The organism is Thermosporothrix hazakensis, assembly GCF_003253565.1.
In the GTDB taxonomy this organism is placed as follows: Bacteria; Chloroflexota; Ktedonobacteria; order Ktedonobacterales; family Ktedonobacteraceae; genus Thermosporothrix; species Thermosporothrix hazakensis.
Map to the genome: position 1 here is coordinate 59,111 of NZ_QKUF01000003.1, position 23,728 is coordinate 82,838.

Sequence of the window (23,728 nt, forward strand, 5' to 3'; positions counted from 1 at the left end):
TTTCTTCACTTGGATCTACATTCAATTCTCTGACCTCAAACTGACTATATAGTATAGCAGATTCTGTCCAGGCCAGAGCTCATGAATGCTATGATATGATAAGGGGCAAGGAGTATAAGAGAATGTTACAGGTAATTGACCGTTATCACCCACAGAGACGACGTCAGCTTCAGGAAGCCGTTGACGCCGGCAGATTTGAGACATGTGACGAACTGGAATTGTTAGGAGAGGAACAGCTTTTGCCTCTGGCGCGACAGAGTCTCTTCCTGTTGATTGCGGGAGGGGTGGCACTGGCCGTCTTGAACATGCTGACGTATTTCTGGCACTACGGGCAGTGGTTTCCTTCGCTCTCATGGGGCTCTGTTTTCCTCTGGGTTGTTGTCAGTATTAGTAGCTATATTATCATTCTACCTGTTCATGAGGCCATTCATGCACTGGCTATCCTGTTCTGGGGAGGACGCCCGCATTTCGGGCTGAAATTGCCGCTGGCGCTGTTCTGTGGGGCACGTGCACAACTGTTTCGGCGTGACCAGTATCGCATGATTGCCCTTGCTCCGCTGGTGGTGTTGACCGTGGCTGGCCTGCTTGTGCTCTTCTGGCAGCCAGGACTTGCGGGCTATCTCTGGTTCGCACTGGCCGGGAATATCTCGGGAGCCGCAGGGGATATTCTGGTTGCGCAGAGAGTGAGGCGCTTTCCGGCGGAGACGCTCTTTGAAGATACTGAGACCGGCTATCGAGCGTTGCGGGTACACCCTGAAACGATATAGCTATCTGCATTGACGTTGGTCAGATGTTCGTGCTAGCATACTTCGGAATTGTACAGGCACGAGCCTGTATCATGGAATAGATGAAAAACAGGAAAGAAGTGGTATATGCCTGAACTACCTGAGGTTGAATATACAGCGCGTCAATTGCGCTCTGCGCTCGTCGGGGCGACGATCCGGGAAGTGCATCTCTTCTGGGAGCGCACGATTGGCTACCCGGATGTCCCGACTTTTCTTGCAGAGATTGCGGGAAGAACAATTGAGGGGATTCGTCGCAGAGGAAAGTATCTGATTCTCGATTTAAGCGGCAATCTGTTTTTGAGTATCCATAGACGTATGACCGGAAATCTGCTACTCTTGCCCGCTGGCTGGACGTTGGATACCAGCTTGCGCGAGCGAGACCCCGCTGTATGGAACACCAAAGGGCCAACTTTTAGGCTTGATCCAGCCAGCGGACTCTCATATAGTCATGAGCTGAACTACTGCCGGGCCTGCCTGGTGTTTGAGGATGGACGCTGTTTACTCTATACTGATTTGCGCAAATTTGGCCGTTTTGAGCTCTGGGAGCGTGAACGCGAGGCTGAGGCCTTTGCTCAGCTTGGTCCGGAGCCCCTGAATGGAGAGTTCACGGTGGAGGGATTTGCCTCAGCGCTGGCAAAGCGCAAAGGGCCAATCAAGCAGGTGTTGCTTGATCAGCTTGTGGTGGCAGGGGTCGGCAACATTTATGCCGATGAAGCGCTGTTTTATGCCGGAATCCACCCTTTGCGCAGTGCTGCCTCGCTGAATACGGATGAAGTGAAGGCATTGCATACCGGTATTGTGACGGTACTGACACAGAGCATCGAGCATGGGGGTACTTCATTCAGCGATTACCGTGACCTGTGGGGCGAAGCAGGAGACAACTACAACCACGTACAGGTGTACAAGCAGGACGGAAAGCCCTGCTCGCGTTGCGGTTCGCTTATCGAACGCATGATCGTTGCTCAGCGCAGCACGCATTACTGTCCGAGCTGCCAGAAACCTACTGGGGTGTAAAGAACGCCGAACATGTGACTTTCTGATTGCCCGCAGTAAAGGTGATATCAACCGTCGCAGGGGTTAAACGGGGCTGACGACCACCAAGTGCAATGACAAACGAAACATAACCACCCTCATCACTTGTCTGAGGGTCTCCCAGTGGCTCACTCCAGCCATCAAAATTGACCGTCCCGGTGGCTGTTAGCCCTTTCACTCCCTTGTTGTCTTTTGTAATGCGTGCATAAATAGTGACATTTCCATAGGCGGGCGGGCCATAGTTGGAAGCCCATGCTCCACAACGATATGGAGGTACGGTCGGGACTGGTGAAAGCTGCGACTGAAAAGAAGGGTCAATAGTAGCAGTCGCTCGCGGTTTTGCTGGACTGGCAGCAGAAGGTCCTGAACATCCCACGATCAGGAGCAGGACCGTACACAGAAGAATGAGTTTTAGGCTGAATTGGTAGAGATGTTTCATATTTCTTAGCTTAAAGAATACTCACCTGATTTATATTTATCACTGTACACAACTGTTGATGTGTATAAGTATACCATGACCGCGCCCGGGAGGAAGAGAAAAGGGGAATGAAGTCACGAGATCAGCTCCTCCGTCCCTGCCCGACCTCAAAAAGAGATACCGTTCCTTGTGTATGTCGCTGTTTTCCTCCTGGTATCTCAGGCAAAACAATGGAACACCAGTTAACACTAACAGCAAAGCTCCTCTCTGTCAACTTCTGAGGCAAATATACTACCCTTTTTGAACTCTGGCTTTTCAGTACTAGAATTGCCGTTTTTATCTTTTATGGACAGGAATGTGCTACCGTTGGCTTGCTGATTGTGTTAGACTATGTTACACTGTGACTGTTGCAAGATGCTCTGTTGAGCAATGTTTGTGTAATGGTCTATCTACGATTGTAGGACTCTTCAACGAATTCGCGGAGAAACAATCGTAAGCCAGTTGTGTGCCAGGAGTCGAAAAGGGCTCTACAGGCAAGCCGAAAATGGTGATTGGTTCCGCAGGGGTGCTGTGGCGAATGTGTGGAATGTGGAGGTAGGCATAGAATATGCCTGGCTGCTACAATAGTTCGTATGTGTAGTTGATCCTTGAGAAGTCAGGAGAAAGGGCAGTGCCTGTTGAAATGGTGAAGCCCCGCTGACGAAGTATCACCTGCTGAATCTAGCCATTTGAGGTGGAATGAGTGAATCGGGATACTGAACATCAACTGGAACTTTTGGGCCAAATGCTCGGGTCAAATGCTCCCGGGCAAGAGGCAACATTGAGGCATGGTAACGTAGTACAGCGGGATGCACAGGACCCTGTACAAGGTGAAGGAACATCTATTGTGGAAATTCGCCCTGATACCACTCGTGAGCTTCGCAAAGGAGCTCCAGAGGTTATCTTTGCTGAGACAAAGACCGGTGAGCAAACGATTCGTATGGCTCAAACGTTGCTTGCCGGGACAGGGCGGGCGATTATCAGTCGAGTACCTGCTGAAACCATGACGGCTCTTCAAGCAACGTTTGCGGAATATGAGACGCAGGTGCGAGAGGCGGCCCATGCAATGGTCATTTATCAACCCGGCTATGTCAGGAAGCGCAGCGGTGGGCATGTGGGCGTGATCAGTGCGGGAACCTCAGATGTTCCTGTGGCTGATGAAGCGGCGCTTCTGGCGGAAGAGATGGGCTGTCAGGTGACTCGCATCTATGATGTTGGTGTTGCGGGTTTGCATCGCTTGATCGAGCCTCTCCAGAAGCTACTGGCCGATGGTGTGGATGTGCTTATTGTTGCCGCGGGTATGGATGGAGCGTTGCCCTCGGTTGTTGCTGGTCTGGTGCCGGTTCCTGTTATTGGCTTACCTACCTCCGTTGGGTATGGCATTGGAGGTGGGGGGGTAGCTGCTCTCCTGTCAATGCTACAGACATGTGCTCCTGGTCTGTCGGTTGTCAATATTGACAATGGAGTGGGAGCAGGGATCACGGCTGGTTTAATCGCTAATCGGGTTGCGCAGGCGCGAAAACAGCATTAATCGTTCTGGGTTGTCGTCTGGGTCCTTTAGATGTCTCACCATGTTGTGGCGGGTCGCTGGCGAATCGCAATTGTTGGGAAAGAAGTAAAGAGAGGCGGGACTATCTATGGCGAACAACAAACGTGGACCTGAACCCGGATCGCAGAAGGCCAAACATGGCGGACAGGCAGTGCGGGCAAAGTATGGCGCTGAGTTCTATTCGCGCATCGGAAAAAAAGGCGGCGAGACGGTTAAGGAGAAACGCGGCCCACAATTCTATGCTGAGATTGGAAAGAAAGGCGGTGAGTCAACCAAACGACAGCAGGGATCAGAATTCTACTCGCGAATTGGCCGAAAAGGTGGTGAGAAAGGTCGTTCTCCAAGCAAGGAAGCTGTGAAACAGGTTGAGATAGAGTCATAACGTGCTTCCCGAAGAGCTCACATGCTTTTCAGCCTCTTTACCGGGGTGAAAAGGTATGCAAACGAAGAGACCCGCTAGCAATGCGATAAGAGGCAGGTTGGCTACCGGGTCTCTTTTTGCTTATTCATAGCGCTTCAGGAAGGGAGGAACATCAATAATGTCGTCCTCTCCGGCTCCCTGCTGCTTCACAGTACGACCGCGTGGGTCCTGAAAGTTGCGCTGTGGTCGTGGTGCATATGGGGTCCGCTGTGGCGTCTGTGGCGGCCGCTGATTGGGCCATCGTTGTGGGGTCGCTGGCGGACTCGGGTTGGTCTGCATGGGTCGGGCCGGGCGTGTCTGGTCTAGCTTGATCGCCTCAATTCTGGCTGTCGGTACTTCTTCCATACCGGCGGCAATCAGTGTCACGCGAATAGTATCATGCAGCGTTGGATCGACGACAGCGCCAAAAGTGATATCAGCAGCATCGTCAATGGCAACGCCGATGCGCTCGGCAACCTCGTTAATCTCAAAGAGCGTCATGTCTTCGCCGCCGCTGATATTAAAGAGGACACGCTTTGCCCCTCGGATCGTCACGTTCAGGAAGCCGCCTGCTATTGCCTCTTCGGCTGCCAGTTGAGCACGGTTGCGTCCGACCCCCTGTCCAATGCTCATCAGTGCGGTACCCGCGTTATGTAGGACATTGCGCACATCAGCGAAATCAACATTGACCATGCCCGGAACGTTAATCACCTCTGCGATACCCTGAACGCCCTGACGTAAGACATCGTCGGCGACTTTGAATGCGTCGTTCAAACTAAAATCGCGTGCGACTGTGGTGAGCAGGCGATCATTGGGGACCGTAATCAGCGCGTCGACTTCGGAACTGAGTTCTGATAACCCCTGTTCAGCAGCGCGACGGCGTCGCGTTCCCTCAAAGGTGAAGGGCAGGGTGACAATACCGATGGTTAGTGCTCCGAGCTTTTTGGCGAGAGATGCAATAACCGGAGCCGCGCCTGTGCCTGTTCCGCCGCCCATACCTGCCGCAATAAATACCATGTCGGCCTTGCCCAGTGCAGCGCGAATCTCAGGCGTGCTTTCGGTCGCGGCACGCATGCCCACTGCCGCAATGCCTCCCGCTCCCAGCCCTTTGGTGTGATGCTCTCCCAGACAGATACGGGTGGGAGCCTGAGAAAGACCAAGCACCTGGGCATCCGTGTTCATCGCGACGTAGCGAACGCCACGCACATTTGTATTAATCATGCGATTGACGGCATTCATGCCGCCGCCTCCAACTCCAACCACAACAATATCTACGTTATGGGGCGACTGTACTTCCTGATTGTTGGACCCCGGGCTTTCCTCTGTATCTCGTATCTCCCAGTCTGCCCGAACGCGCTCTCCCTGCCGTTGCATAGTTTCATCCTCCACCTCGTGTCGGAGTACGGCCCACTGGTCCTCTGGCTCCTCATATACGTCTGGCTGAGCGTAAGCATTCTCCGCCCACTGCTTCGGGACGATATTTCGTCTCTGCGAGTTGTGGTGTATTGGCTGCATGCACTCCCCCATTTCCTCTCATCGGAACTACGGCACGGGACCCTCGCCTTGAGGCATAGTGAGCAAGTGCCGACATTTTCTGAGCGTTTTCACAGAGGCCGGTCAGGTTCTCAGCCTGCTCTCCTCAGGCTTCTACCACTTTGGTGGATACCCTGACTGATAAAAAGCATTCCATTCGCATTGTAACAAGAGTGTCAAGTCATGCGATTACGTGCCAATGTGGGTTGCTTGCCTCTATATAAAATAACGTATGAAATGGTCGAAAGTGATATAGAGATTCCTTAGATGCTTTCTTTTTTACTGCAATTTGCCCCTGAATTGCTCAAAAAAAAGAAACTCTGGCGGGAAGTGCTCTCTCCTCCATTCTGCCAGAGTTCTCTTTCTGCTTCCTTCTATTTATACTGCTCGTGCAACATTCTTTCTTCGTAGCTTGCCATCGCATGGGTGATCATGCGAAGCACATTCCCGATATCCATTGGCTTCTTGAGCTGATAAATGCCCCTCTGCTCAAGATCTCGCACCGGCAGGGTTGCGCTCATCATAATGGTGGGTATGCTCCGCATTTCTTCACGCTCTTGCAAGCGATCGTAAAGCTCCAGCCCATTAATACCCGGCAGTCGGTAATCAAGGAGTAAAAGACATGGGTGGATCTTAGGAGCCTCTTCTAGTGCGGTCAGGCCATTATCGATCAGCCTGGTATTATAGATCGTCTCGTCTTCGATAAGCTGCTGTAAGAACTGCCCTATATCGGCGTCGTCCTCGACGATTAAAATGGTGGTATTCCGTGGCCCCTGTGCTGCTGGCGGAATAACTTCCCCTGGCATGTTACACTCCTTTAATTGTGCATCAATAGTACCGTTGGTTCACGTTCTTTAAAACGTACAGGAGAGGAGATCGGTGACGTTTTCTCCGGGCTTCTTTGACTGAATGGAGAAAGCTTGCTGACGGCACCGTGCTCTCTTTTCCTCTATCGGCAACTGGATAGTATCCCGATAGCTGCCAATGATCTCCCCTTCATTGGTGAATGACCATACTGTATCACATGAATTCCTATCTGCTCTATTATGCTCATGCCGGCAATAGCAAGGCTAGCAGATAGGGATGGTTGCTGTAATTGTTCCTGCTGAACGGAAAGGCTGTCAACTGCATAGGATTTTTGATCAGACACAGGCTCTCACGCAAGAAAACAATTGACAATATAGCTCGGATATGGTAACGTAAGAGACGAAGTGTCCGACCGCCTGTGTACGGCAAGGATCGCTTCTGTTGTTCCCGATTTTTGCGCCTGTAGCTCAACGGATAGAGCACTTGACTTCGGATCAAGCGGTTGGGGGTTCGAATCCCTCCAGGCGCGTCACTGAGAAGGTGGCTCATAGAGCCACCTCTTTTTTTTGGGAGTTGTGCAAAAATCTGGCAGGTCAAACAGTATTCGAACACGATCAAACGGTCTATAGGCTTGAAATCAAGTGGTTTCCCACCTCCGAAATCCAGTGTTTTGCCTTGCACAGAACTCCCGTCCTTTCTTTTTAGAAGAACTGATCCTTCATTACCATAGAGAGTGTAGAATAACCTCTTGATTAAAAAGGGCACTGCCACCAATTCCAGTGTCGCCTGAGAAGGAATAATGGACCCACTTTTTACGCCATTTTCACAGCGAAAACGGGGAGAAAGAGACAGAGTTCCGATTATGGGGATATATCAGTACTTGAAAAAGAGGTCCCTGCCACCGAAGCTGGTGTGTCGGCGACAGGGAATTGCAGGCAAAAAGAAAAGACCTCGGGTAAATACCCGAGGTCTTGAAGTGCCGAAGGTGGGATTCGAACCCACACACCCTTGCGAGTACAACGCCCTGAACGTTGCGTGTCTACCAGTTTCACCACTTCGGCGTCTGTCTTTTGTGTTCCTTTGAACACGGTGTATAATACAGGATCTTCTCAGCTTTGTCAATAGGTTTCCTGGCACATTTTCAGATCCCTCAAGATAATTGCTCGGTTGGAAAGACTTTTCAGCCCGATGCTATAATTAATCCATCTTTATTGCTTCGCATGAAGCCTCTATTCTCGAAAGAAGGGATATCTGATGTATGTTGGAGCAGAACTCCCCTGTACGAGCGGCAATTGATGTCGGTAGCAATACTATTCATATTGTTGTGGCTGCATGTACTCCGAATGACCTACAGATCCTGGTTGATGAAGATGAGGTAGTGCGAATAGGCGAGAGCGTCAATACCTCAGGAAGCATTTCTGCGCAGAAACAAAAGGCGGCGATCGCGGTGTTGCAGCGCTATAAGGCGTTGGCTGAGCAGCATGGTGCAGTGCAGATTCTGGTGGTTGCGACGGAAGCCATTCGTAAGGCTCGAAACAGCCTGGCTTTTTGCGAGGCTGTTTCCCGTGAAACCGGTCTGACCGTTCAGCTTATCGGAGGAGAGACCGAGGCGCTTTTGACCTTCTATGGTGCCACCTATGAGGCTGTACGCTCTAACACGGTTCCCGAACTGATCGGCGTGATGGATCTTGGCGGTGGAAGTACAGAACTGGTCACTGCGCATCATATGCGGATAAACTGGCGGGTATCAGTTCCCCTCGGGTCGGGCTGGCTGCATGATCGCTATCTATTGGCTGATCCTCCGTCGCAAGAGCAGATGGAGGTCGCTCAGGCGTTTTTGCAGACCTACTTTGAGGGAATGCAGATCCCTTATCGTCCTGAAACATTGATTGCCACCGGCGGCAGTGCCAGAACGCTCCTCTGGCTCGTACAGGAGGCTTTCCCTGTGCCTGAACGTGGCGCGTCCCTTTCGCTGGCTGATCTACGTCAGTGCGAGGACTTGCTTCAGGAGTGGCCGGCGGCAACTATCACAGAACGCTATGGTATTCCAGAGGTGCGGGCACGGCTCCTACCTGCGGGAGCCCTGATCATTCATGCACTGATGGAGCAGCTCGGCCTTTCAACGATTCAGGTGAGCTCACATGGTATTCGTGAGGGAACCCTGCTGGTTTATGAGCGCTATGGAACGCGCTGGCTTGAACTGCTTGAGCAGGAAGAGGAACTCCTGAACGCTGAGCAGCAGGGCGAGGCTGAACGGATGCTTTCTGAATCCTTTGGCGAAACGGGTCGCCGCCTTCTGCGAGAGTGGGCCTTGAAGGTGGAAGCGTGGCGGGAAAAAGTTGAGGCAAACGAGGATAGCGAAGCGGTCCATAAGATGCGTGTGGCGACGCGGCGCTTGCGGGCAGTGATGGGTGCCTATCATGATGTCAGCCGACCCCGGAAGTGGAAGAAGGCTTTGCGGCGTGTGAAAGAGCTTGCCCGTATGCTCGGGAATGCCAGAGATAGTGATGTGATCAGTAAGCATATCGCGCAATATCAGGTGGAGGCATCGCCTGCGCAGGAGGCAGGAATTCACTGGCTGAAGGGGCGGCTTGAGCACTATCGCCAGACCTATCAACAGCTACTGGTTGATTACTTGCAAGATTTTGATACGCGCAAACTCTATACGCTCCTTCAGGCCAGCATTCCCGAGCCTGCGAAAGCCCCACAGGCCAGTCTCGAACGTCTGACTGCCTCAACAGAACAGTGCGTCCGCTCAGTGGTTCAAGAACACCTTGAGAAAATGTATCGCTGGAGTGCGTATGTAGAAACAGAGAATGGTCCGGTCCATGAGCTGCATAAAATGCGGATTGCCGCTAAACGACTACGCTATAGTCTTGAGCTTTTTCAGGATGTTTTGCCGCCTCTCTGTCGGAAGCTGGCGAAAGAAGTGGAGCAGATACAGAGTGAACTGGGCCAGCTTCATGATAGTGATGTATTGATTGCTTTGATACAACTCTGCCTGGCCGTACAGGCACATGAAGAGGGACTGGCGCGTCTGGATCCGGAACTACTTGCCTATCTGACGGAGGCAAGGACCGATCTTTCTCCGCTTGAAGCGCAAGGGTTGCGTGAATTACTTGCTCGTGTTGAAGGGCGGCGTAAAGAACAATACCGTGTGTTTCGACAGCATTGGAAAAAGCTGCAAGAGCGAGATTTTAGAGGTGAAATTCTGGCGGTCTTGTGTGCATAATGAGGGAGAGATACATGTTACTCTTTATCAATCTATCCGTTCTAAACAAGCGGCCAATACTGGTGATGTATGAGCCCCAGACAGAGCAGCCGGTGTTTAAGCCGGAAAGATAGGGAGGATTCTTATGACGAAGCCGAGTTCGGTAGAGGAATTACAATGGTGGCAAGAGGCCCAACCGACCGCAGAGGAACTATGGATGAGTGGAGGATTGCTTGTGGAAGATTGGCCGCATGCTCGGCATGTGAAACGCCTCTCCCTGGAACTTTTTGATGCAACACAATCGCTTCATAAGCTTGATGACCATGCACGACGTTTATTAGATCGAGCGGCCTTCTTGCATAATACGGGGATGATCGTAGAGCAGCGTCAACATCATAAGCACTCATTTCGTCTGATCAGCAATACCAGGTTACCTGATTTTACCGATGAGGAGCGTCACGAGATTGCCTGTATTGCACGCTATCATCGGCGGGCCCTCCCAAGCGAGGACCATGAGGAGTACGCTGTGTTAGGTCCTCAGGCGCGAAAGCGTGTATCCGCTCTCTCTGCTATTCTTCGCGTTGCTGATGCACTGGACTTCAATCATGATGGCCGGGTCCTGTCGCTGATGGCTGATCCTGAGGGGTGCAACTCGAAGGTCTGGACTATCCAGCTCAAGGCTCGTCCATTGGCAGATCTGGATGAAGAGTTGCAGCATGCATACGAAAAGGCCGATTTGTTTGAGAAAGTATTTCGGCGCAAGCTTCGTCTGACCGTTCAAGAAGCGTAAACTCTCTACGAGGGGCAGATATGCTGCCCGCTCGTCTCTTGTTATTGCTGATACAGGATAATCGTGGCTCCGCAGGCATGGGCGGAGTGAATCCAGAGCAGTGGACGCGGTTTAGCCTGATAGGTATAAGGGACGTGGTGCGAGTCAAGATAATGCCGTGCCTCTGTCAGGTCAGCGACTTCCAGGGTCATATAGCAAATGCTTTCGCCGAGGCGTTGAAGATAACCGGCCAGCGCTCCTGGCATTGGAAGATGTGCGGGGGCATCTTCTGGTTCCAGGGTTGTTGATAGAGGCGCTATCAGGAAAATACGTTGCCTGCTCTCGCTGAAGGAGAAAGAGACGTAATTGGCATCTACCCCGAATTCCTGTCCGGAAAATGGTTCCGATGGATTAAGGCCGAAAATGCGTTGGTATCGGGCGGTTGCCTCTTCAAGGTCTTGCACCACAACTGCCACGCTATATACTCTGGTTGCGCCGAGAGGATGTGCCGGGGGCGTTTGCCAGCCAGCCAGACGGAACCGTCGCTCTTCTCCAGTGCTATCATGCTGAATCAGGAATGGATAGCGCTGTACCAGATCTGAGCGTTCAATATCAGTACGCATCCAGCCGCGATACTTGCCATCCGAGCTTTTCAGCTCTCCTGCATATGGGCCGATGACCGAGATTCCTCGCTGTTGGATGGCCTCACTGTCGCTATGAATTCGATTTGAGGCAATGACATAATTGAAGTAGCCGTTTCCTTTCGCCATCCGCTCAAGCATGCTTTGCTGAGCTTCTTCGGGCTTGCGCACTGTGATCAGTTCCAGATAGGTATCACCAATGACAATGATCCGGTTCGCGGTTCCTCCTGTGGGATGTTCGCCTCCTCCACTTACGGCCAGCCCAAGTGAGTCGTTAAAGATGCTTGTCGCTCGCTCCAGATCATCTACGCCGATAATGATATGATCCAATCCTGTTAACATGTAGAAGCTCCTCTTTGAAAAGGAATAGGGAGAACAAAAAGAAAAAGCGCCAACTGACATTTATTTTAATAAACTCTGTCAATTGGCGCGTTTTTCGTTGGACTCAAGCCTTAGCCACGTGAGCGAGCAAGCTCACGATCGCTCACATGTGAGCGTTTGCCCGAAGGCTCCTCATTTCCTTTTCTGCGTAGCCATTTCAGACCCAGTTCGCCCTTTTCCCAGACGACCAGCAGCATACTGGCGTTAAAGATGGAGGAGTAGGTACCGCAGAAGATACCAATCAGCAGACACAGCGTGAAGGTATGCACGCTGCCGCTTCCTCCGAAGAGCGTGAGGGACAGCATCGTAAAGAGCACTGTCAGCGAGGTGTTCAGCGAGCGAGCCATTGTCTGTACAAGGCTGGCGTCAACCACCTGCTCGAAGGTCTCTGTTGTGCTGATGCGCATGTTTTCACGGATACGGTCAAACACCACAATCGTATCATGGACCGAGAAACCGATAACCGTGAGCAGCGCTGTGATAAAGAGCGAGTCAATCTGGATACCGAAGAAGTGACCCAGAATAGAGAAGATGCCAATCACGATCAGGACGTCATGCAGCATGGCGATGATCGCACATGCGCCATAGCGCCACGGACGCGGGATCTTCCGGAAGGCAAACCAGATGTAGAGCAGGATCATGGCCGAGGCGGCTGCGACTGCGTAGACCGCATACCAGCGGGTCTGTTCCGCCACAGAAGCGCCAATGTGGCTACTGCTCTGAAGCTGAGTATAGATGCCATGTTTCAGGAACTCGTTCTGAATGCTTCCGACCGGGCCTTTGCCTTCAAAGCTCGTGCTGGTCATCAGGCTGATGGTCTGGCCCTTCTGACCGGGGTCACCGGTGGTGATGTTCACGATATTGACGGGAATGGTGCCCTCTTCCGGCTTCGATGTCGCGGTCGGCTGAGCTGTGGCCGTTGCGCTTGGCGTGCTTGTCGCCTGAGCGGTCGCGGTCGGCTGGGCGCTGGCTTCGTTATTGGTTACCTCAGAGGACTTGGGCAGGGTGCCCAGAACCTGCTTTAGTTCGTCTGTCGACGGAATCGGGTTCAAACCGTTGACGGCAACCACACTGAAGCTCTTGCCGTTGGTATCGGTATAGGTATCGATACCAAGCTGAATCTGGGACTTTGGATATTTCTTTTGCAGGGTATTGGTGATGTAATCGGTGACGTTCTTGCTGACCTGCGTATTGAGCTGAATCCAGACCTTTTTACTTGGCTGGAGCGCCTCGTTCGTCGAGAAGACAACCTGTAAGTCGTGCAGATTCAGCGGTTTCAGCATGTCGCGAACATCTTCGGTGTTAGCGATCGTCTTCTGCGGTACAAGCTCAACACTGGAACCGCCTTTGAAGTCGATACCGACGTTGAGACCCCAGGCGAACAGCGAGATGATGCCCGGGATAATCACCAGCAGGGAGACACCCAGGAACCAGTAACGATGCTTCGCCAGATGGAAGATGTGCGCGTTTTCATCTGTGTGTGTCTCTTTGGTGCGGGTGGTACCGGTCGTGCCAAAGGGCAGACCGAAGAGCGCCGGATGGTTGATCACGCCAGTCGGGACCAGCAGATTCAGGAAGGTGCGGGTAACCACGATAGCGGTGAACATACTGATCACAACACCCAGGAACAGGGTAGTTGCAAAGCCGACAATGATGGTCGCACCAAAGGTCGTACCAAAGATATAGAGTACTGCACAGGTGATGGTGGTCGAGATATTCGAGTCACGGATTGAAGGCCATGCGCGGGACCAACCATGGTCGATCGCCTGTGCCAGCAACCTCCCTTCTCGTAGCTCCTCTTTGACGCGCTCAAATATCAGCACGTTTGCGTCAACGGCCATACCGATTGAGAGGACAAAGCCAGCAATCCCGGCCAGTGACATCGTAACGCCGATCATCTTAAAGATCGCGAAGGTCAAAAGAGAGTAGAGAATCAAGGCAATGTCTGCCAGCAGACCCGGGAGACGGTAGTAAATGAGCATGAAGAGGATAATGATCGCCAGACCAATCGCACCGGCATAGATGCTTTTTATGATCGAGTCGTGACCGAGCGTCGGGCCGATGGTATCCATACTGGCAATCTTAAAGGAAATTGGCAGTGCACCAATCTTCAGCATCTGGACAAGCTGCTGTGCCTCTTGTAGCGTAAAATTACCGCTGATCTCACCTTTGCCCGGAAGCTGATCTTGAATCACGGCAGAAGAAATGACTTTTCTATCCAGGGTGATTGTCATATAGCTGCCACGATTATTTGCGGTGAACTTGCTTAGCCGATCGACCGCACTGCCCTTCATCGCGAACTGGATCACGTACTGACCGGTTTGCGGGTTCTGGCCGACGGTAAGGTCCGGGGAGTTAAGGTCATCGCCTTTGAAAAGTGGTTCGGTTGAATTATTGTTGTACTGCTTGAACTGTTCCGGATCAAACATGGTATCGTTCTGTAGCGGCGTCGGGCCGGTGTTCCAGAACTCCAACTTACCGGTTTTCAGCAGCGTTTCGATCTCTTCTTGCTGGTTACCGGTGTTGTAGCCCGGAAGCTCTACCACGATACTCTGCTGTCCATCGAGCGACTTCTGCGTACGCACAACTGGTTCGTTGACCCCGAGGCCTTTGTTGACGCGCTGCTCAATCAGGGTACGAGCGGTGTTCATGTTCTCGTCAGAAGGTTGTTTCGTCTCGTTGGGTATCAGAAGAGCGCGTACGCCGCCTTGCAGGTCCAGACCAAGCGTGACCTGAAACGGGTTGTTTATACCATATAGGGGCTTCCCGCCTTGCTGGCTGGCGTTGGGCCAGAAGACGACGAATGATGCGCCCATGGCTAATAAGATAATGAGAATGAGGAGTGTGAGTGTTGATCCTCGGCGCATATGTACTGTTTCCTCTCACTCAAAGAGTCTGGTTGATTTGAAGGGTGTACAATCTGACTGCCCGTCTTCCCTGAGCGCAACAAAAAACGTCCCTTGATGCGGCTTCTGGAGCCAAATTGTGTCGCCTTTCTATGACACTGATTCTGCTATGATACATACCGCTTGCGTTAGTTTTAAGGACGCGGATGCGCGTATATATGAATTACAGTGCAGTATAGCATAGTTGATTGTCATTGCCTATACCACTATCCGGCATGTGTTATCTCTTTTTGCACTATTCCTATCCTGAAAAGGAGTGATGCGGTCGATATATTCTCAGGTATTTTCTCCGAGAGAAGTGCAGGCACCTTCGGCTTCAATGCGATCAAATACACCACATGAATCGTATACTATGCGAACCAGTACTCTTTAACAGGTCGGCAGTTTGCCTATCTAATACAACGGTTTTCTTTCCCGTTTCGTTTGCCTGTTCAGTACCAATGGTTCGGAGAAGAGATGGCATGCTTGCTCTCAGGCTGTCCGCTCTCCTTGCTGTTCCCGCACATCGCTGCGGCTATTCTCTGGTTAACGATATATCGTGTTATAATCAGAAAGAGGAATCTGATTGCTGTTTATTAAAGGAGCGAAGGACCTTTATGGATTCAACCGTACAAAGTGTAGAACAGGCCCAAATAACAACACAGCAGGTTGTGATGGATGTTCGCAATATTACGAAAAGCCTCCCCTTTGGAAGAGAACGTATAGAGATTTTGAAAGGTATTCGTTTTCAGATTGCCCGAGGCGAATTTGTCGCTATTGTGGGCCCTTCTGGCTCAGGAAAAAGTACCCTTCTGGGCATTATTGCCGGTCTGGATAATCCGACTGGCGGTCAGGTGTTGATTGATGGGGTGGATATCGCTCGGATGAATGAAGGACAACTGGCAACGGTCCGGAATCAGAAGATTGGTATGGTGTTTCAGGCATACAATTTGATCCCTACTCTCACAGCGCAGGAAAACGTCGAGGTTCCGCTCTACGTCGGAAAACATAAAGGCTCTCCCTCCGCTCGGGCCCGGGAATTGCTGGAACTGGTCGGGCTCTCTCACAGACTCTCGCATCGTCCCAGTCAGCTCTCAGGAGGAGAACAGCAGCGCGTGGCGATTGCACGGGCTTTGGCAACCGATCCCGCCATTGTGATTGCCGACGAGCCGACTGGCAACCTGGATGCACGCAACGGCGAAAATATTCTCAATTTGATTGCGAATTTGCGCGAGCAGACCGGGAAAACGTTTGTTATCGCGACGCATGATCCAAATGTAGCGGCGCATGCGGATAGAGCTATTCGCATTGTTGATGGACAGATTGCCGAGCTTGATGCCTCTGGCGGGAGAATTACACAGTGAAGGCTTCGATGTACTTCAACTATACGACGCGCTCTCTGGCCAGGGGTGGCCAGCGCACGTTGCTGGCGATTTTCTGTGTCGCCGTCGGCGTCATGGCGATTGTGGCGTTGCAGCTTGTCGGCTTTATGATTGATAACGCGTTTACGAGCAATGTGCGCGATGCCAACGGGGGCGATGTTCGAGTTGTTTCGCGAAATCAGCCATTCCAGAAAGAGGATCTCGACGAGGTTGAGCGTCTGAAGAAGGATGGGGTGATTGTCTCATATACACCTGTGCTGAACGCGCAGGGATCGACCGGGGCGGCCAGTTCTTCATTGCGTGAGACATTTACTGTGCGCGTTGTTGATCCGGCGGTGTATCCTCTGGTAACACCTCCGACCTTTACCGAGCCGCAGAATGGCAAGATTGCCGACCTGCTGAAAGAGAAGCAGATCATTGTCTCCACGCCATTCGTCGAGCAATATAAGAAGAAGATCGGTGATACGTTTGATTTGCGAATTGGCTCACAGCGTGCCGGTGAGGCGCGAGTAATAAAAGTCAAGGTCGCTGGGATTGTGACGGATAGTGGAGTGCTGGCGCAGGCTGGAAGCGTGGTTCTGCTCTCGGCCAACGACTACAAGGCAGCGCTGTCAAACAAAGAGATCACCTACGATACCATCAATATTGCTACAGCCAGTAAAGAGAAGGCCAACGAGGCTGCCAAGCAGTTGCGTAGCGCGTTGCCTGTGGCGACAGTGCAGACGGTGGATGATGCCGTTGCAAGCCAGAAAGAGACGCTTGACAATATCCGCAAGTTTCTAGAGATTTCTGGCCTGCTTGCTCTGTTGATTGGTGGCGTCGGTATTGTGAATACCATGCAGGTCTTGCTCTCGCGGCGCAAGATGGAAATTGCCATGCTAAAGACAACCGGATATCGGCGCTTTGACCTCTACCTGCTCTTTGGACTGGAAACCGGTTTGCTCGGCTTGATCGGCGGTATCATCGGCGCGGGAGCCTCGATCGCGGTAAGTTATGTGGTGCGTGGCCTTGTCGAGCACACGTTTCAACTGAATATTCCGTTTGTGATCGATCCAGTGATTGTGTCCGGCGGGGTGGCAATCGGCCTGGTCACTGCTCTGATCTTTGGTTTGTTGCCCATCGTTCAGGCTGCTAATATCAGACCGCTGAATGTTATTCGTGAGCTCCCAGAGGGGCAGGGAGCTGGTAGCCGCCTGCTGACAGTCGGGCTGGTATTATTGCTGTCGGTGCTTTTCTGTGTGCTGGCAATTATCATTCTGCAGAATGATATCCTGCTTGGTGTGGTGTCTGTCTATGGCACCTTTGTGTTGTTACTGATCTTGAGTCTCTTCTTCAGCCTGCTGGCGCTACTGATCAGCAAGCTGCCCGTCCCCGAGCGGCTGACTTTGCCCTATACCCTGCTGGTGGTTCTGGGAATTGCCTGCTCGGCTGGCATTGCGCTACTGTTGCCGCCCTTTGGTCTGTTACTCCTGTTTGTCTCGCTATTGGGACTTGTGGTCGTTTTCTTGCCGCGTACCTGGAAGGCGAATATCATGATGGCGCTGCGGAATCTCGGACGGCAGCGCGTGCGTACGACTACAACGATGCTGGCGCTCTTTGTGGGTATCTTCACCATCGGCCTGATTCTGGTGCTCGGGCAGAACCTCCGGCAACAGGTCAACGATGTGCTTGCGAAGGCGCTGAGCTTCAATGTGATCTCGATTACCAGTGGCGATGATACAAAGAAGCTTCAGGATACGCTGCCTTCGCTGCCCGGCCTCACGCTCTCGCAGCAGCATACCCTGGCTTCAACGATGCCTGTGGCGGTGAATAAGAAACCGATCAGGGAGCTGTTGCCCTCAGGTGAGAAGGATCGACCCTCTACCTCGTCGCTTGGCCGAAGTGGCACGCTCTACTATCTGAGTGGCATTGAGGGGTACGATGTGGGCAACAATCAGATCCCCGTGATGGGAAAAGAGACCACCATTACAGCGGGGCGTAATCTGGGGCCGCAAGATGCCGGAACTGATAACGTGCTGGTTTCCTGGCAGCTTGCCAGCCTTGATCCGCTGCATCTCAAAGTAGGGGATACGATCACGCTCGGCGGGAATGACCGTAAGAGCATGAAAACGGTGACCGTCGTCGGGATCTACTCGCAGACGGGCTTTGGCACCAACTTCTACCCCATCATCGGAACCCGAGACACCGTCAAGGCGCTCTCGCCGGGTGGCGTCGAGCAGTCGATCTTCTTTCTGAAGATTAACCCTGAGAAGCTGAACGCGGCGGTTGATAAGGTTGGGAAAGTGGTGCCCAATGCCCTGGTGATGAACCTTGCCAATCTTGGAGACTTCATAAACCAGATGTTGAATAATATCCTGCTGACTTTGACCACCATCGCCTCTCTCTCGCTAATTGCCGGGGTGATTATCATCGCGAATGCTGTTGCGCTGGCGATGCTTGAGCGGCGGCGCGAGCTTGGTATTCTGAAAGCGGTGGGCTATACCAGTAGCTCGATTCTCGGTGAGGTGATGCTAGAAAATGGCGTGATCGGTGGGGCCGGTGCGCTTGTCGCGATGTTGTTGGTGACGCTCTCAACATCGTTGCTAGGCTCGCTGGTGTTTCAATCGAGCTTTGGTGTCAGTAGCGTTATCGCGCTGGGCCTGATCCTCGGTTCCGCGCTGCTTGCAATGCTGACGGCGGCGCTGGTAGCCTGGGGGGCAGTCCGGGTGCGCCCGCTGGAAGTGCTTCGATACGAGTAGGATACGAAGGGGGGAAGCGATTGGTTTCCCCTCTTGTTCTTTTTAGAGAGTGCATCCCTCTGCATATGGGAAAACGAGGAAAAAACAGGTACGTCTTGCGAGTTAGCCGGGATGGTAATGAGCGCTTCCGTGAAGGTGGAGTGTTGGAAGCTGGTGCCTGGATGCCATGCAGAAAAACGTTCAGGGTATCTCGTTCATGCATTCGCCAAAGAGGTGCAGTGCTTCTCGACATCGCATAGAGAAGCTTTCACCTCTGACCGTGGCGGCTACAATGGTGTTGAGCTGATCCTGCTCTTTTTCAGCATGGACAAGCAGATCAAGGTGGGCCAGTCGCTCAACCAGATGCTCGGCAGTGGAGATACCTGTACCAAGCTGTCGAGCAACATGGCCAACGGTGCAGGGTCTCACTCAACAGAGAGAAAGAGTGCCCGGATCTGTGATAGTGAGAGGTTACCTGTCAGATCAGGTCGCGTTCCCGGCTGAGAAGGTGTCGTATGTAGCTGTATTGCCGCCATGCGCTCCGCTCAAGCCTTTTTATGCGATTCGTGCATACTATCTTCTTCGCTTTCCTGCTTTAGGAGAGCATACTGTAGATGATTGATGCCGTCAAATCATTCGCTTCTCATCTGTTCCGGCTGGCTATAATGGAAGCAGAATTAACGGTATTTCCATCTCGTCAGGGGTTAATCCTCCATGATGGCCTTGAAAATGCATCTCAAATTTTCCCTCTTCATACCACCAGACAGTCTCATATTTGTAGGGCAGGATGACAACGTTGCCTAACCGTTCGAGCAATTGGGGTGAGGGTGGTTGTGTGCCGAAAAAGCCCTGTTCCAGCAGTTCACTGGTGGCATAGACCTCCGCTTTGTCCGAAAGGTGCTCTTGTAAAGTGGCGATGACCTCATCAACTGCTTTTTCTTGAATATAGAGGAACATATCCCGCGGAGAACCCGCGGGGACAATCAGGTTTCCCTGACGATTGGTCTTGATATAGCGTGTCAGGGAGGGTAGTTGCAGATTCAAATAGAAGGTTTTCTGTGGATCGACCGGTACATGGCCATGATCGGCAGTGATGATCAGCAGCGTATTGCCTCCCTTACCCTGAAGGGAACGGTAGAACTGGTCCATCGTGTTCAAAAAATAGTCGATGGTGTTTTCTGTCATCCGGGAATAGGGACCATGGTTGTGGCTGATGGTATCGATCCGGTCAAAGTAGAGAAAATAATAGGTCGGTCCTGTGAACGGTTGTCGTAATTGCTCACTCAGCAGGTCAAGCGCATTGGTAAAGGTATCGTAGGGGTGGACATTGGCCCCCTGAAAAACGATGTCAGAATAGGTTGATGGCGTATATGCCTGATATTGAAAGACATGCGATGTTACCCCGTGTGTCTGCAATCTCTGGTAGAACGTTTGCTGAGGGAAGAAGTCGGCAGGAGGAATAGAGGACCGTTTCAGGGTATCGCGCTCGATCTTATCTCGGGCATAGGAAAAAAGCAGCGGCGAGATAATCTCGTCTACTAGCGGTTCGTAATAGTTCCATTCATAGATACCACTTTGTCCGACGTTCAAGCCGGTATGAATACAGGTGACATGGGCGGAAGTTGTTGACGGAAACTGAGACGTGATCTTCGAGATAGTCCCCTCTCTTTGTGCCAGTTGCAGGAATGGGTATTTATCCTGATTCCGGGTATAGTGGTTCCAGCCAAACGCATCAATATAGAAGAAAACCACTCTATCGTAACGCGTTGGTAGATCTGCAAATGCTTCTGCTGGGATATCGGGCTGTGCGGGTGTACCTGTAAGCAGGTGTGTAATTGTCGAGGGGAGGTTGGCGAAGCAGTACGAATCGTAACACGGCCGGACAAAACGTTGTGAGAACTTTGCCCGGTTGACTGTCTTCAGAGAAGCCACGTTTAACATCTTAGTCGTGCTCCCTCTATAGGGCAGAGATTAAGCATGCATTCTGCCTTTTCTTGAAATGTACTCTGTCTTTGAATCATAACACGAATAATGAGCAATGATACTGATAGAAGCTCAGCTATATATGCGAATACTGGGTACGTTTTGTATGGGTGCATTATAACATCATCAAGTTGCTTGTGTACTTCATCTAGGTATTTTTTCTGAACGTAGCTCTTCATGTGCCAGAGAGAGTATCCTTTTTTCTCCTGTATGCATCCTGATATTCCTTGATCTATCGCTCTGATATGTACATTTTGCCCATAGCGCTCGGCTATTTGTTCACAAAGGTTGAGGTTTTTCTGGCAGGATGTGAGATTCTCCTTTTTTCCGTGGCTGCTCGGCCTGGCAGTTCGTCGCTAGTACATGGGACCTGCAAGATTCGCTTGCCTGCGCGGCTATGACGGGCGAGCGGTCTTCTAGATGAGATATCTGGTTTGTTTGCTTATTGGGAATGGAAATGAATTAAAGGGGCGAAGAAGTGAAGGCGTATAAGGCTGAACTGGCGGTATTTGGTGCCAGTCTGTTGTGGGGCCTGAATTATTGTACGGTCAAAATTGTCTTGAATTATGTGCCACCGATGATCGCAGGAACGCTGCGTTTTCTGCTGGCTGGTCTGTTTATTCTCTTTATTCTGAAACGTGTAGAAGGAACTATCAAGCTTTCGCGGACGCTGCTACTACGGGTTCTACTCGCGGGGATCGTGGGGTTTGGGCTACAGCAGGTCTTCTTTCTCTACGGTTCTGCGCTGGTTGACGCCACGATGGGAGCGCTGATCACTGCTTTTACTACAGCGGTGATGACTATTGTTGCCTCGCTACTGATGCGTGAAAAGCTGACCGGTATTATGCTCGGAGGGATTCTGATTGCCTGTGCGGGCATGGTGATGGTGGTGTTGGGTAAGGGGGCAATGGTAGCGCTGACAGCCGGGAGCGGGCTCGGCATCCTGCTGCTGTTTATTGCTGGCATCCTTAATGGCCTGTTGCCGATGTTGAATAAGCGCACGCTTGAGCGCTATTCGGCGCTGCGCGTGACGACCTGGACGATCTTTGCGGGAGCGTTTTCACTGTTCCCGTTGGGGGCTGCTGATGTGCAGAACGTACACTGGACAGGGCTTCCCTGGGGAGTCTGGGGCTCCCTTTTCTTTACTGCTGTGGGGGCAACAGTGCTGACAAATCTGCTCTGGAATTATGGGTTAACAAAAGTAGGAGTGGTGCGGCTCACAATTTATAGTTACCTTCCCTCCATTTTCGGGGTGCTGCTGGCAGCGCTCCTGCTGCGAGAGACGCTCTCATCGCTTCAATGGCTTGGTGCGGTGCTGACATTGGGCGGAGTGCTGCTTTCTCAGTTGAAGCATCTCGATCTCAAGAAACTTCTGTTGAAGAAGATCTGGGAACGGAAGGAGCCTGTGAGACAGAGGGCAGTCAATGATGTCGCGATCTGAAATAGACAATACTTTGTACAAAAGAACCGGGGTGGAAAAACCGCCCCGGCCTTTGCGTTTGCTTACTCGCCTTTTTTGTGATGACTCTCTTTGTGATGCTTCAGAACGGTGCGTGCTGCCACCTCTTCCGCACGATCTCCATAGCGCCCGCTCTTTTCGGCTGACTCTTTAATGTGTTCGTACTCGCGCTGTTCCTTTGGGCCTACGCCCTTTACATGCTCTTTTGGCTGTTTCTTCTCTTTTGCCATAAGTGCTTTTCACCCCTTCCATGTGCTATTCAGTGATCGGCGTGTGATGTCGGGTATGATAACGACGACGATAGAAACCATACGTTATCAGATGCCAGAGGCCGACAAACAGAATCGCGCCGATTAACGCCCGAAAGACGGGGATATTCTGGATATAGTAATCTCCGATCCCGCCGATAACGATAACCTTTGTCAACAGCCACATACCAACTAACGCGGCCACAATGGCGCCAATAATACCAAAGGGCACACGCCAGCCTACAATATACTCAGCAATCAGCCCGAGAACGGCGGCTACTACCAGATAGATGATAAGATCAAGCCCTATAGTCCACACGTTGCCACCCACTTTGATGGTGACATCACTGGCAAAAACCATAAACGAAGTCATAATGTCAACCCTCCATTTGGTCATCTATATTCCTGTACTTATAAATGCCATTGTTATGCTTACCTGTATTACGGTTTGCGTCTGCTTATCAGTTTCAAGCCGGTGAATTTCCAGTTTTCTTGTTGCGAATATGGGGAAGAAGGATAGCATAATCTGCTTTTCAGCGTTATACTTTGTACGGATAACACAAGCCTTCGGGCTACCATACTTTTGAAGATGATGAAGGATATTCCATGACCGACGATATGAAACATGGTTTGATTGCAAGGCAGGGGTTAACGCTGGAAGAGGTTGACGAGATCGCAGCTCTGGCTGAACTCTGTAATCAGCATGAAGGGCTGAACATGCGGTTGAACCTGCAAGTCTTGCGCCGCAGACCTGTTGATGAGATAAATGATTTTCTCTATTATGAACATGGTAGTCTGATAGGCTATCTAGCGCTCTTCTGTTTTAACAATGTTGAGGCGGAGATCAGTGGCATGGTGCATCCCGAATTTCGGAGGCGGGGCATCTTTACCCGTTTATCTCAGGAGGCCGAGGCCGAATGTCAGCGGCGCGGCGTCTCTCAGATGCTCTTTATTGTTGAGCGTGCCTCTCAAGCCGGACAACAATTCGTCCAGAAGATCGGAGCCGAGCTACATCACTCCGAGTATAAAATGGATCTGGCAACGCCTGTATTGATATCGGCTGAGTCAAGCGAGCTTTCTATCAGAGCCGCCCGTGACGAAGATGGGCCGATTTTGAATAAGCTGACTCAGGAGGGATTTGAAGTCCCATATGAAGTTAACTGGTACGGCGAAGGGAAAGCAGACCCTTCTCGCCCGGTCTATGTTGCGGAGCGGGGGCAGACCATTGTTGGCAAGATTGATATCAACTTGCAGGATACATCGGCGATGATTTATGGCTTTGTTGTCGCCCGGGAATATCGCGGGAAGGGCTACGGACGGTATATTCTTTCCCGGGTAGTCCAGCACCTCTGGAACAGTGGATATCGTGCGATTGCACTGGAAGTGATCCCGGAGAATAGCCGGGCTTTGAATCTCTATCGCTCATGTGGTTTCCGCGAGACAGCTCACTATGACTATTATGGGAAAGCAGTGAAGGGAAGATAACAGC

19 protein-coding genes and 2 tRNA genes are annotated in these 23,728 nt (G+C 51.6%); 11 read left to right on the top strand and 10 right to left on the bottom strand.

All coding sequences use genetic code 11. The features are described from left to right. The first annotated feature begins 122 nt into the window (after positions 1 to 122). Both EI42_RS06970 and mutM read left to right on the top strand, forming a co-directional pair. A complete protein-coding gene (locus EI42_RS06970; RefSeq protein ID WP_170142421.1) occupies positions 123 to 767 on the top strand; it encodes a DUF3267 domain-containing protein in 645 nt (214 codons plus the stop codon). Positions 768 to 872: 105 nt separating this feature from the next. Then, positions 873 to 1,799 (top strand): DNA-formamidopyrimidine glycosylase, encoded by a 927-nt coding sequence (gene mutM, locus EI42_RS06975; RefSeq protein WP_111320257.1) that lies wholly within the window; start codon positions 873 to 875, stop codon positions 1,797 to 1,799. On the opposite strand, the gene EI42_RS06980 is transcribed toward mutM, so the two are convergent. Beyond that, complete coding sequence (locus tag EI42_RS06980) at positions 1,786 to 2,256, bottom strand: hypothetical protein (RefSeq protein WP_111320259.1); 471 nt, start codon at positions 2,254 to 2,256, stop codon at positions 1,786 to 1,788. The genes mutM and EI42_RS06980 overlap by 14 nt on opposite strands. 865 nt (positions 2,257 to 3,121) lie before the next feature. Between EI42_RS06980 and larB the strand changes: the two genes are divergently transcribed. Both larB and EI42_RS06990 read left to right on the top strand, forming a co-directional pair. After that, positions 3,122 to 3,805, top strand: coding sequence for a nickel pincer cofactor biosynthesis protein LarB (gene larB / locus EI42_RS06985; RefSeq protein ID WP_246046355.1), 684 nt, complete (start codon positions 3,122 to 3,124; stop codon positions 3,803 to 3,805). Positions 3,806 to 3,911: 106 nt separating this feature from the next. Continuing rightward, positions 3,912 to 4,205 carry a KGG domain-containing protein gene (locus EI42_RS06990; RefSeq protein ID WP_111320263.1) on the top strand — a complete coding sequence of 98 codons (294 nt, stop codon included), beginning with the start codon at positions 3,912 to 3,914 and terminating at the stop codon, positions 4,203 to 4,205. A 120-nt stretch (positions 4,206 to 4,325) separates the two neighbouring features. On the opposite strand, the gene ftsZ is transcribed toward EI42_RS06990, so the two are convergent. Together ftsZ and EI42_RS07000 are read right to left on the bottom strand one after the other, a co-directional pair. Further along, positions 4,326 to 5,738 carry a cell division protein FtsZ gene (ftsZ, locus tag EI42_RS06995; protein ID WP_170142422.1) on the bottom strand — a complete coding sequence of 471 codons (1,413 nt, stop codon included), beginning with the start codon at positions 5,736 to 5,738 and terminating at the stop codon, positions 4,326 to 4,328. 392 nt (positions 5,739 to 6,130) lie between these two features. Further along, entirely contained in the window at positions 6,131 to 6,562 is a 432-nt protein-coding gene (locus EI42_RS07000) for a response regulator (protein ID WP_111320267.1), read from the bottom strand. Between the two features lie 457 nt (positions 6,563 to 7,019). On the opposite strand from EI42_RS07000, the gene EI42_RS07005 reads away from it, so the two are divergent. Continuing rightward, positions 7,020 to 7,092, top strand: a tRNA-Arg gene (locus tag EI42_RS07005). Positions 7,093 to 7,540: 448 nt separating this feature from the next. Here EI42_RS07005 and EI42_RS07010 read toward each other — a convergent pair. Beyond that, positions 7,541 to 7,624 (bottom strand) — tRNA-Leu (locus tag EI42_RS07010). Positions 7,625 to 7,821: 197 nt separating this feature from the next. Here EI42_RS07010 and EI42_RS07015 point away from each other — a divergent pair. Beyond that, positions 7,822 to 9,795: a Ppx/GppA phosphatase family protein gene (locus tag EI42_RS07015; protein WP_111320269.1), complete on the top strand. Its 1,974-nt coding sequence runs from the start codon at positions 7,822 to 7,824 to the stop codon at positions 9,793 to 9,795. A 124-nt stretch (positions 9,796 to 9,919) separates the two neighbouring features. Beyond that, a complete protein-coding gene (locus EI42_RS07020) occupies positions 9,920 to 10,564 on the top strand; it encodes a hypothetical protein (protein WP_111320271.1) in 645 nt (214 codons plus the stop codon). 41 nt (positions 10,565 to 10,605) lie between these two features. On the opposite strand, the gene EI42_RS07025 is transcribed toward EI42_RS07020, so the two are convergent. Together EI42_RS07025 and secD are read right to left on the bottom strand one after the other, a co-directional pair. Then, on the bottom strand, positions 10,606 to 11,526 hold the full coding sequence (locus EI42_RS07025) for a VOC family protein (RefSeq protein ID WP_170142423.1): 921 nt from the start codon (positions 11,524 to 11,526) through the stop codon (positions 10,606 to 10,608). 110 nt (positions 11,527 to 11,636) lie between these two features. Further along, a complete protein-coding gene (secD, locus tag EI42_RS07030) occupies positions 11,637 to 14,432 on the bottom strand; it encodes a protein translocase subunit SecD (protein WP_111320275.1) in 2,796 nt (931 codons plus the stop codon). Between the two features lie 635 nt (positions 14,433 to 15,067). On the opposite strand from secD, the gene EI42_RS07035 reads away from it, so the two are divergent. Continuing rightward, entirely contained in the window at positions 15,068 to 15,814 is a 747-nt protein-coding gene (locus EI42_RS07035; RefSeq protein WP_111320277.1) for an ABC transporter ATP-binding protein, read from the top strand. After that, positions 15,811 to 18,570, top strand: a complete 2,760-nt coding sequence (locus tag EI42_RS07040; RefSeq protein ID WP_111320279.1) for an ABC transporter permease — start codon at positions 15,811 to 15,813, stop codon at positions 18,568 to 18,570. The genes EI42_RS07035 and EI42_RS07040 overlap by 4 nt, the downstream gene beginning before the upstream one ends. Before the next feature lie 180 nt (positions 18,571 to 18,750). Here the strand turns inward: EI42_RS07040 and EI42_RS33145 are convergent, their stop codons facing one another. Both EI42_RS33145 and EI42_RS07050 read right to left on the bottom strand, forming a co-directional pair. Then, positions 18,751 to 18,978 carry a hypothetical protein gene (locus EI42_RS33145; protein ID WP_211326064.1) on the bottom strand — a complete coding sequence of 76 codons (228 nt, stop codon included), beginning with the start codon at positions 18,976 to 18,978 and terminating at the stop codon, positions 18,751 to 18,753. A gap of 231 nt (positions 18,979 to 19,209) precedes the next feature. Beyond that, the gene (locus EI42_RS07050) at positions 19,210 to 20,490 is read right to left on the bottom strand and encodes an alkaline phosphatase family protein (RefSeq protein WP_111320283.1); all 1,281 of its coding nucleotides are present in this window, start codon (positions 20,488 to 20,490) and stop codon (positions 19,210 to 19,212) included. 520 nt (positions 20,491 to 21,010) lie between these two features. Here EI42_RS07050 and EI42_RS07060 point away from each other — a divergent pair. Continuing rightward, the gene (locus tag EI42_RS07060) at positions 21,011 to 21,973 is read left to right on the top strand and encodes a DMT family transporter (RefSeq protein ID WP_111320287.1); all 963 of its coding nucleotides are present in this window, start codon (positions 21,011 to 21,013) and stop codon (positions 21,971 to 21,973) included. A 62-nt stretch (positions 21,974 to 22,035) separates the two neighbouring features. Here EI42_RS07060 and EI42_RS07065 read toward each other — a convergent pair whose 3' ends face one another. Next, on the bottom strand, positions 22,036 to 22,221 hold the full coding sequence (locus EI42_RS07065) for a hypothetical protein (protein ID WP_111320289.1): 186 nt from the start codon (positions 22,219 to 22,221) through the stop codon (positions 22,036 to 22,038). A 25-nt stretch (positions 22,222 to 22,246) separates the two neighbouring features. Continuing rightward, positions 22,247 to 22,636 (bottom strand): GlsB/YeaQ/YmgE family stress response membrane protein, encoded by a 390-nt coding sequence (locus EI42_RS07070; protein WP_211326065.1) that lies wholly within the window; start codon positions 22,634 to 22,636, stop codon positions 22,247 to 22,249. Positions 22,637 to 22,845: 209 nt separating this feature from the next. Between EI42_RS07070 and EI42_RS07075 the strand changes: the two genes are divergently transcribed. Beyond that, positions 22,846 to 23,724: a GNAT family N-acetyltransferase gene (locus tag EI42_RS07075; protein ID WP_111320293.1), complete on the top strand. Its 879-nt coding sequence runs from the start codon at positions 22,846 to 22,848 to the stop codon at positions 23,722 to 23,724. The last annotated feature ends 4 nt before the right edge of the window (positions 23,725 to 23,728 follow it).